Here is a 9,539-nt window from a genome sequence, read left to right as displayed (position 1 = left end):
ATAATCAAAATCAAGGTTTATCAATTAATTCTTTTATCTTACCAAATGCAAACCAAATCGAAGCCAATCCCCCTAAACACATAGCAACAATTCCTTCAATTCCCACTAGTTTTAGCAGCGTATCTAAAAGATTAATAGCTTGGTATATGACATAAGCACCTGACATACCACTAAAAATAGCTAATGCAAGATCGAAAGCTTCCTGAAAAGTTAGGTTCAATTTTTGATTGCGACGATATCTTATAATTATAATAAGAATCGCTGAACTTGTTATTAGTAAAAATCCAATTCCAATTAAATATTTCTGAACCACCTACTTATTTCCTGCCTGTCACTACTGTTGGAAAACTAAGCCAAGCATAGACTCCAGCTAGTACCCCCCCAATAACTGCACCAGGAATTTGGGCAATCAGTACACCTAGAAATGCACCACCACTTGCTAAAGCAACTACTCGGTCTCCTCGTTCTAAAAATTGAGATCTCTGCTTAAGATATTTACTACTATTAGCTAATTTTTTTGTAGCAGTTACCCAATTTGTAGCTGGTAGAACACGCTCTATAAATAAGTCATCTAATCCCGATGCAATCGAAAACGTTGCATCTAAAGTCTTCGCACGTTCTTGAGAAGTATAGTTCTCATCCCATTTAGTTAAAGCCCGTTGATATTCAAGTTCTAACGGTGAATATTGCTGAATTAATGCTCGTAATTCACGAGCTGTATCGGGTCGATCTTCATGCAAAGATCGACCGACTTCAATTAGCGATTGCTGTAATGATTCTGGTAAAGGTTCTGTTTGTTGCGCGAGGGCATAGAGCAGTGCCTCCAGATCGATTATTTGTTTGGAAAAGCTCATCTTAACCCTCCCCAGTAAGTGTAAATGCCGCCCAATAGTAAGGATGACTGTATTTTGTGGGTTGATTTAAGTCTATTGTACCCCCTGCGTTAAGGGTATTTGTGATACGAGCATTGAGTCGATCAATTATGCCGATTTCGAGATCGGGTATTTGGCTCAGTTGAGCTAGCCAGTCAGCGAGTTTTCGCCAGGTAAGGCTTTGCATCCATCGCTGAGTCAATGTGAGGGCAACAGCAGGAGATTTACCTGCTAACAGTTGTTGACAAAAGAAGATCGTAAACCAGGCATTAGCAATTTCATCGACTTGCCATAGGGTGCTGAGAATATTGGCAGCTCCAGCTTGAAGGAACGCACTGGTTAAACCGACATATTCGATATCGATCTTTTCTCTGCCTGAAATTGCAGTTTCACAGGCAGCGAGGGTGATGAGGTTGTAGCTAGATAAATTGAGTTGACTAATCTGTTTGGCGGTGAGTGGTTCGTCTGTTAATGAGAGGGCAGAAGCTTCAGGAGTGCGGGAATTATAGGCAGCGTGTCCAGTGAAGTGAAAGCTGGCATGGGGTTGTTTAAGGGCATTTTTGACGGTAGCTAAATTAGCAGATTTAGAATTGATGTGGGTATGATTTTGCAATAAGTGTCGTACAATTGTAGATTCAATTTGGGCAAAAGGCATTGCATCCTGATGAGTTTCGGGATCTTCGACGCTAAGTAAAGGGGTATAAGATTTAGTTGAGGTCGATCGCTGTTGTAAGTTCAACCCAATCTGAATCGAGGGAAGATAGGTGCAACTCTGCAATCTTAATAATTTTGTACTATTCAAAAAAAGGGTATGTAGCGGAAATCGATGTAAATCGCCGTGAGGAATTAGAATGAGGTGGGTTAAAGTAGATGGCAATTGGGCACAAATTCCATCGATTTCTAGAATCTCCTGAAGTTGAGTTAAATTGGCAGCCAAATTAATTCGCCACGGATGATGAGAGCGATCTTCTTTACCTCCCTCATCTTTTTTACTCCCATAGTTTCGATACTGCTTATCCCATTCTTCGATCCATTCTTCTAGTTGTTTTGCTGCCGTAGCTCTGTGACTTTTCCAGATTAGCGGCTGAATATCTCCTGTTGTGAGAATAAAGGTTGTTAAGGTATCTGGGCTGTAATGCCAGTAAATGATTGCAGTCTGTTCGGTAGCAGAAGATCGAGCAAGAAGCTGTCTCATTTCAGCATGTTTAGGGCTGATTGTATTTTCCTCTAGGCTAGAAAGCAACCAAGTCAAGCAATTATTTTTATCGAGTTCAGCTACTTCAAGAGCACGAATGGGATCGTTTTTAATGATAAAGTAATCAACATCGAATCGACGTAACTGATAGTATTCAAGCTGAAGATATTTTTTTGCTTCAAATGTAGGTTTTTCGTTCAGAAGTTTTGTGAAAATATCGAAAGCTTGATTATGGTAATGACTTGCAGCTTCGACATTTTCTTGAACAAGGTACACTTTACTAATATCGATAAAGACATCTAACAAAAGTCGGGGAAATTTTTTACAAGCAGGAGTTTTGAGAATTTGATAAAAGCCGTCGAGGGCGAGATTGTAGTAAATTTCTGAATTCTCTAGATCCCTGTTGCCTTCATGGTAATGTCTACGCCCAATATCCCTGTATAAAAATCCCCAGTGATCGGGATGCTCGTTACACTGAATCTCTTGGAGTGCTTGATAATAAGCATTAATTTGTGATTGGTAGCCTTTAAATCTCCCATATGCCGCACCTCGATTAGCCCAAACTTGATATAGATTGTCAGGCTTAAGTTTAATCGATTGTTCATAGCTAGCTATTGCCTCTTTATACTGTCCTAAATTCTCTAGGACAACACCTAAACTACACCAAGCATCTGAAAAGTCAGGCTTGATTTCAATTGCTAGAGTGAGATTTATAATTGCTTCTTTATACCAACCTAGATTATCTAGCGCAACGCCCAACCGGAACAAAGATTGATAATCGTCAGGTTTGAGTTTAATTGCTCGCTCAAAATTGGGAATAGCCTCGCTATATTGACCTAGATGTTCTAATGAAATGCCGCGATTATACCAAACTAAATGAAAGTCAGGATTAATTTCAATTGCACGATCGTAATTAGCAATGGCTTCCTTGTATTTACTTATCGCTTCTAACGCACTACCTCGATTAGACCAAGCTTCATAGTAGTCGGGTTTAATTTCAATTGCACGATCGTAACTAGCGATAGCATTTTTATACTGACCTATGGTCTTTAAAGTCAAACCTTTTCCAAACCAAGCTTCATGGAGGTCGGCGTTAAGTTCAATTGCACGATCGTAACTAGCAATTGAGTCTTGATTTCGAGCAAGAAAGAAACAAACAAGACCTCTTTCACACCAAGCTTCAAAAAAATCAGGGTTGATTTGAATTGCTCGATCTAAACTAGTTTCTGCCTCTTCATACTTATCTATATATTTTAAAAGAACGCCTCTAAGAAACCAAATATTACAATCGTTAATTTGAATATTAAGATATCGCTCGTAACTAAAAATTGCTTCTTCATATCTATCAAGATTAATTTGGGCAAAACCTCGATCCCTCCAAATTTCAGGCTCGTCACTATCGATCTCGATTGCCCGCTCGAAACTATAAATTGCATCCTCATACCTTCCTATTTGTCCTAATGCAAGACCTCGACAATGCCAGGATGGTGAGTGATTCGGCTCGATTTCAACTGCACGATTGAAGTTAGAAACAGCTTCCTCGAATTTGTTTAAATTACCTAGCGAAAAGCCTCTTTTAAACCAAGCTTGATAAAAGTTAGGTTCGATTTCAATGGCACGATTGAAGTTAGAAACAGCATCTTCAAATCGTCCTAAATTATCAAGCTCGATGCCTTGTCCATACCAACCAGCATGAAAGTTAGGTGCAATCTCAATAGCACGCTCAAAACTAGCGATTGACTCTTCAGTCTGTCCTAGATAACCTAATGCAATACCTTGATAATACCAGGGTTGAAAATAATCAGGATAAATTTTAATAGCTTGCTTGTAATTAGCAATTTCCTCTTCATACCTGCCCAATCCGAATAAATTGTAGCCCCGACTGAACCACGTTTCCGCGTCATCAATCTCTGACTCCCAGCTCCTTATTAATTGCCCCGCTGTCTCTGCTAACTCTCCCTGCCCCAAGCCAGCTAAACCCTCAAATTGCCCCCTCAAATCAGCATCCGTCCCTAAAGGCACCTCTTGCTCTCGAAACCACTGCGCTAACTCCGACTCCTTAATACTTTTGCTCGTTAACCAGCCCGTCACATCACCATAACTCCAACCACCTGCTATCCCAGCCAGCAACTCACGGATTAAGGTGTTGTAATCTCGTATATGTTCCATCAGGGTCTTAACAAATTTAGTATATTTATTCTAACAAAGCTAAAACGGCTACTCAATAATTGTTTGACCTACTCATGCTCATCGGTCGCGTTCGCTCAAAATCTGTAATGGGGCGATCTCGTGTGCCAGTTGAAATGATCGCCCTCCAATCAGGGGCATAATCGTGAGGCGCAGCAATACTTAACAGCCAAAACCCTTACCCCATAGTAATCTTGTGGCGTAAGGGTGTGGTAAGGCCATTTTTCGTATTGAGCAGAATAACCAACGATTGTGGACGATCTCCAGGTTCGCCTGATTTGACCAAACGCAATGCCAAATCATCCTTGCTATCGCCATTCAAATCGCCAGCAGTTCGATCTTCTAGTGTCCAGCCAGCCGGAATGAAGTTTTCAATGACTTTACCTTTAGCAGAAATATTCAGCACATAGGCACTGAAGCAGGTATTCACAGCAACTAGGCTGCCAATAATGCCAATAAATAGAGGTAATTTTCGGGATTTCATAGCGCAATGGTTAAGTAAGGTAGGTTATCCGGCGTTACTGAATTAAAAGATGATCTGGAGATCGGGAGGTAATCTATGCCATCGATCGCCAGAACTAACTGAGGTGGGGAGTGCTACTTCACTATTATTTTCTACCTAAGTTTTAAATTTCTTCTGAATTTTTTAAGTTTGACCCAAGACCTAATTCCATACATGAATATTAAGGGAGAATAGACAATCCAACCCGCTAAACTAGCGATCCATAGCCACTCGTTTGTTCTTAGTATTAAAAACAGTATAAATACAGAAATTAGTATGAATTCGGACTTGTAACTCTGTAAACAGGAAAAGATATTAAATAACATAATTATAAAAATAGCTGAGAATTATATATTAGATAAAAAATGAATTTAAGCTGCAATTAGCACTACATCAATTTATGAAAATGTTTCTCCTATGGCTTTTTGCTTGCTGGTTGAGAATTTTTAACTTTAGTTACTTTGGGAACTATCTTATTGTTATTATCTAGTCCAGGATCTGTTCTTGGACTAAGGAAGGCAAAATATACCCATACAAATGGTAGAGCAACCACAACACCTACACCTATAATTAATAATATATTATAAATGCCTTCTCCAATTAATGATGGATAAGAAATGTCTTCGCGCCTATTTGGAACTTTTTTCCTTGCTTCTGGGGTCGTTAACGATTTTATTTTTCCTGAACCTGAGTTGGCTATAGGTGTAGGCTCAGGTTCAATCTTAATTAAATTTAATTCCCTGACAATCGACTCATATAATTCTTCAAGGGCAATTTGTTCTATCACACTGCTTGCATTGCTATAACGACTTAAAATTATATTTTTAATCTCATTCTTTGTATTTAAGCTAATAGTTGATAATGGCTTTAATCTTTCTACATATTGACATATTTCTTGATAATTACCATTTTTGTATTCAGACAATAATTTATCGATTGCGTTTTTATAATTAGTAATTATATCTCTATTATTTAAAAGCTTAGACTTTATAAACTCAAAATCTCCTAAATCAAAAATTACTCTTTTTTCAAATTCAAGTAACTTATTTATCTTTTCTATTTCTCGCTCTGAAAAATCAGAGAAATCATCAAATACATATTTTTCTGAAAAATTAGAAAAGTTCTCGTAATTACCTTGAACTTGATTAACGTAACTAATTAACTTGTTTTCACAGTCACTAAATTGTCGCTCTATCGATATAATAGATTCGTCAATACCAGATATTTGTCGTTCAAACTTGAGTCGGCTATTCCAAGCAGTTTTCGTATAGTAAATAGATCGATCGTTTGAAAGAATATCAAATTCTCCCGATTCACACCAGTAACAAGTTTTTGCTTTGATATATTGGTGCCTAAGATTGTGAGAGCAGTCTTCCAAATCTTTAATAGCTAAAACTATTGCTTCATGCCATTCATTAGCTGTTGGTCGCCGATCTGGATGCTCCATCCCTTCGTGAAAAGCTGTCAAAAAGCAATGCTGGAGATTTTCATGAAGTATATAGAATGGATTTTCATTAGGTAACTTCTTTATGGAAGGATCGAATACCCATTTACTAGTATATATATCTGCCATACATGAATCTTCATCCTGAAATGGCTCTGTAAAAAGCAGCATTTCATGGATTAAATGTGCCAAACTGAAGTTATCAGAATATACTGTCTGCTGAGAATTTGGCTCAGACAACTCAGGAGCTTGATATTTCGGTACCACAAATTGACGATCGTGATACGGACTATTTTTTATTACAAAAGAATCTACATCTACAATAGAAATTTTGAATGTATTTTTATTAAATAAGATATTTCTAGATTGTAAATCTCCAATGATATATTCTTCAATATCGTGAATTTTATTAACTAAGCTAGTTAAATTTTCCAGAATAATATGCTGTGTCAGCCAGCTAAAGTGATTGAATGCATCTCTATTACTAAAAACTTTAGTGGATTTACATATAACAGATAATTTTTCAACTTCACCTGCTATTTTAGACATGGCAAAACCTATATATTCACCTGTAATAGCATCTTTGACTAGTTCTTCAGGCCAAGCAATGTTAATATGATCTCCATCTTTTAGCAATTCTTCTGCTAGTGGATTATTTACCATATAACGAATTTTGTCAATACGTTGGTGCAGACAAGTATAATCTTGAGAATATAGCTTGACTAACTTTTGCGATTTACTTAACGTCCAAACTTCACCTTCACTGCCACTTCCAATCTTATCTAGAAGAGAAAAAGTTTCGCCAGATTTATCTAATTTAACTTGCACATTTTGCGTATAAGTTGGCATAATTATATAAAATACACCTTTAGTTAGATTGCGGCCTACTAATTATCAACATTGTTTTATCATCAGTACCACATTTTTGCCATTCTTCGCTTTTAATTTCTCTATCTATAAAATCTTGACAATCTGATTGTTTGTTATCCTTCATTAAATGGTCGATAGATTGAAAAAGAGGTTGATATAATATATATTTTGAATTGCACATTCCTTCAAAAGCAAAATCTTCAATTCCATCAGTAGCCATACAAATAAAACTGGGAACATTATTACTAGTATAAATCTGAATTTCTTTTGATATTCGCTTAGATGATTCACTATTCATATTATTGGCACCAATAATATGAATATTTTCTAATATTTGCTCAGACAAAATTTTGTTGTAATATAGTTTTACTTCTTTGACTATACATTCAGGATGCATAACCGTTAGTGTTCTACCACAAACTATGTCCTGTGTTGAGTCGAGCAAAATACAGTAATCATTTGCTTCAAAATTATGACTAACAATCATTCCATCACCTATTTGTATTGCAATGATAAAATCTTTCGCTATAGCAACTGCTAATAAAGTACAATCTAATTCTTTACCTCGGTAGTAGCTACGATCGTTGCTTCGAGTATTTCCTATCAGTTCTCTCGAACGCTTTCGCAAACGCTCTTGTACACTTTTAAGAACATGAGTAAAGATAGTTTTAGCTTGTTCTTCATTACCAGATATATTATTTAAATTATTGACATGTTGTTTTAGTTGATATTCCAGTTCTATTATTGCTGTCTCTACGGCTAGTTTTGAGCCGTCTCCTGAGTACTCTGCACTACCCAAACCATCAGATACAGCAGCAATTAATATTTGATTTTCACAAATAAACTTGTAGTCTGCATGATCTTGACAAGACTGGTTACTTTCTTGATGGCGGCTACCTATATTAATAGATTTAACTATGTTAAAATTATTCATTTTGCTAAAAGTATTAAGTAAGGAAGAACATTTATTCAGAATTTTGATAAATGAAATTTACGGCTAGTATTATTTCAAAAATCACACTAAAATATTAATTTTTACTATGATAAATCGAGCCAAATTCATCAAAAAGAAACCCTATTGAGACAGATATCAATATAGCTTAAAATATTGTTTTTAACTTTTTTGTCAATACTTTAATTGTAATTTGGGACTTCTCTTCCTTGAGAAGCCATCTCAATACTTTTTGAAATCCAGTCAAATAAGTTATCAAAATTATAACCTTCTAAAAAATACGAATTATGTTCGCCTGCTAATCTTTTCAAAATATAATTTGAATTATCACTAGCTTGCCCAACAGAAAATGCATGTAATTGAGGCTTTAGTTTTGATAAATTTTTAGTTTTCACACTTTGCAACTTATTTCTTATTTCATCACATGAATTATTCAATACTTCCATGTCCGTAATATTTTTGCCATCAGCAAGAGTTGGTTGCCCATCTGTCATAAACATAATCATTGGCTGACAGAGCTTATAAGAACCCTCTTTTTCTATTCGATCGAGATACGATTGAAGTTGATTTATTCCTTCCTCGATAACTTCAAAAAATTTCGGAGTCGTTCCACTCGCTGTTAATATTGGAGTCTCAATATCTTCACACAATGTAAAATCTCGAACTATTGATATTTTTTGCGAAAATGATATAATACAAACTTCTGCAATATCATTAGTTTCATTATCATTTCTAAGTTTTCTTATACAGGTATCTAAAGCTTTATTCAAACGATCGATTGGTGGAGAACTATCATTTTTATTCCCAAGCATCGAACCGGACACATCAATTAAAAATATGACTGGACAACGCTTTTTTGTGTATACACTCTTAGGAGTATTGAGTTTAGAACTATTAGTACTAACCATTGAATTAGATGACCCCAGACGATATTAAATTACAACATAGTAATATAGTGCCCAAAACAGTGCAAAATGTATCAGTCTTTAATATGAGGGATGTAGCCCAGACTCAAATAAAAAGAACGGTGGGGAAACACTGCTCTGTAAAATGGTAGTTTGTTTGTCAATCGCCACTACCGATACAGAGTCATAAATTTATGTCTGACTGGGGGCAATCGTTCTGGGTGCTTGCTGCTTGTTCCCATAGATAGACCCCATATAGTTAGCCCAAAGCTTGGCTGCTAGCTTGGAACTGTCCCCTAACGGCTTTTGATTTTCGTTTCCTAGCCATATACCTGTTACAACATGTTTCTCAGGTATAAAGCCGATAAACCACACATTCCGATTCTCGTCGGTAGTTCCAGTCTTTCCAGCTACTTCTAGTGAAATCTGGGCATTTTTACCAGTACCTTCTTGTACTACATTCTTGAAAGCTTTTGTTAACGCCTGAGCTACTTCAGGTGACATCACATTCTTCCTCGTTCTGGTACTATCATCATTAAACTCATAGAAAGGATTTAATTTTTTACAGCTTGGGGTTTTTTGTATAAACCCTCGAAAAGGGGGATTCTGGAA

Annotated in this window: 8 protein-coding genes; all 8 read right to left on the bottom strand. The window is 36.4% G+C overall.

Annotated elements, in window-relative coordinates:
- Nucleotides 1-10: 10 nt before the first annotated feature.
- The 8 genes from CHA6605_RS31075 to CHA6605_RS31040 all read right to left on the bottom strand — a co-directional run bounded on the left by CHA6605_RS31075 (nt 11) and on the right by CHA6605_RS31040 (nt 9,512).
- Nucleotides 11-313 (bottom strand): hypothetical protein, encoded by a 303-nt coding sequence (locus CHA6605_RS31075; protein WP_015162903.1) that lies wholly within the window; start codon nt 311-313, stop codon nt 11-13.
- Nucleotides 314-317: 4 nt separating this feature from the next.
- Entirely contained in the window at nt 318-854 is a 537-nt protein-coding gene (locus CHA6605_RS31070; protein WP_015162902.1) for a hypothetical protein, read from the bottom strand.
- 1 nt (nt 855) lies between these two features.
- Nucleotides 856-4,236, bottom strand: a complete 3,381-nt coding sequence (locus CHA6605_RS31065) for a CHAT domain-containing protein (protein WP_015162901.1) — start codon at nt 4,234-4,236, stop codon at nt 856-858.
- A gap of 196 nt (nt 4,237-4,432) precedes the next feature.
- Entirely contained in the window at nt 4,433-4,738 is a 306-nt protein-coding gene (locus CHA6605_RS31060) for a hypothetical protein (RefSeq protein ID WP_015162900.1), read from the bottom strand.
- A gap of 433 nt (nt 4,739-5,171) precedes the next feature.
- Complete coding sequence (locus CHA6605_RS31055; protein WP_015162899.1) at nt 5,172-7,049, bottom strand: protein kinase domain-containing protein; 1,878 nt, start codon at nt 7,047-7,049, stop codon at nt 5,172-5,174.
- Between the two features lie 19 nt (nt 7,050-7,068).
- Nucleotides 7,069-8,004 carry a protein phosphatase 2C domain-containing protein gene (locus tag CHA6605_RS31050; RefSeq protein ID WP_015162898.1) on the bottom strand — a complete coding sequence of 312 codons (936 nt, stop codon included), beginning with the start codon at nt 8,002-8,004 and terminating at the stop codon, nt 7,069-7,071.
- Between the two features lie 200 nt (nt 8,005-8,204).
- Nucleotides 8,205-8,930 (bottom strand): vWA domain-containing protein, encoded by a 726-nt coding sequence (locus tag CHA6605_RS32320; RefSeq protein WP_015162897.1) that lies wholly within the window; start codon nt 8,928-8,930, stop codon nt 8,205-8,207.
- Nucleotides 8,931-9,119: 189 nt separating this feature from the next.
- Nucleotides 9,120-9,512, bottom strand: coding sequence for a penicillin-binding transpeptidase domain-containing protein (locus CHA6605_RS31040; RefSeq protein WP_269744621.1), 393 nt, complete (start codon nt 9,510-9,512; stop codon nt 9,120-9,122).
- Nucleotides 9,513-9,539 lie beyond the last annotated feature (27 nt).

Origin of the sequence: Chamaesiphon minutus PCC 6605 (assembly GCF_000317145.1) — a bacterium.
GTDB classification, from domain to species: domain Bacteria; phylum Cyanobacteriota; class Cyanobacteriia; order Cyanobacteriales; family Chamaesiphonaceae; genus Chamaesiphon; species Chamaesiphon minutus.
This window is presented reverse-complemented; position numbering and strand designations above follow the sequence as displayed.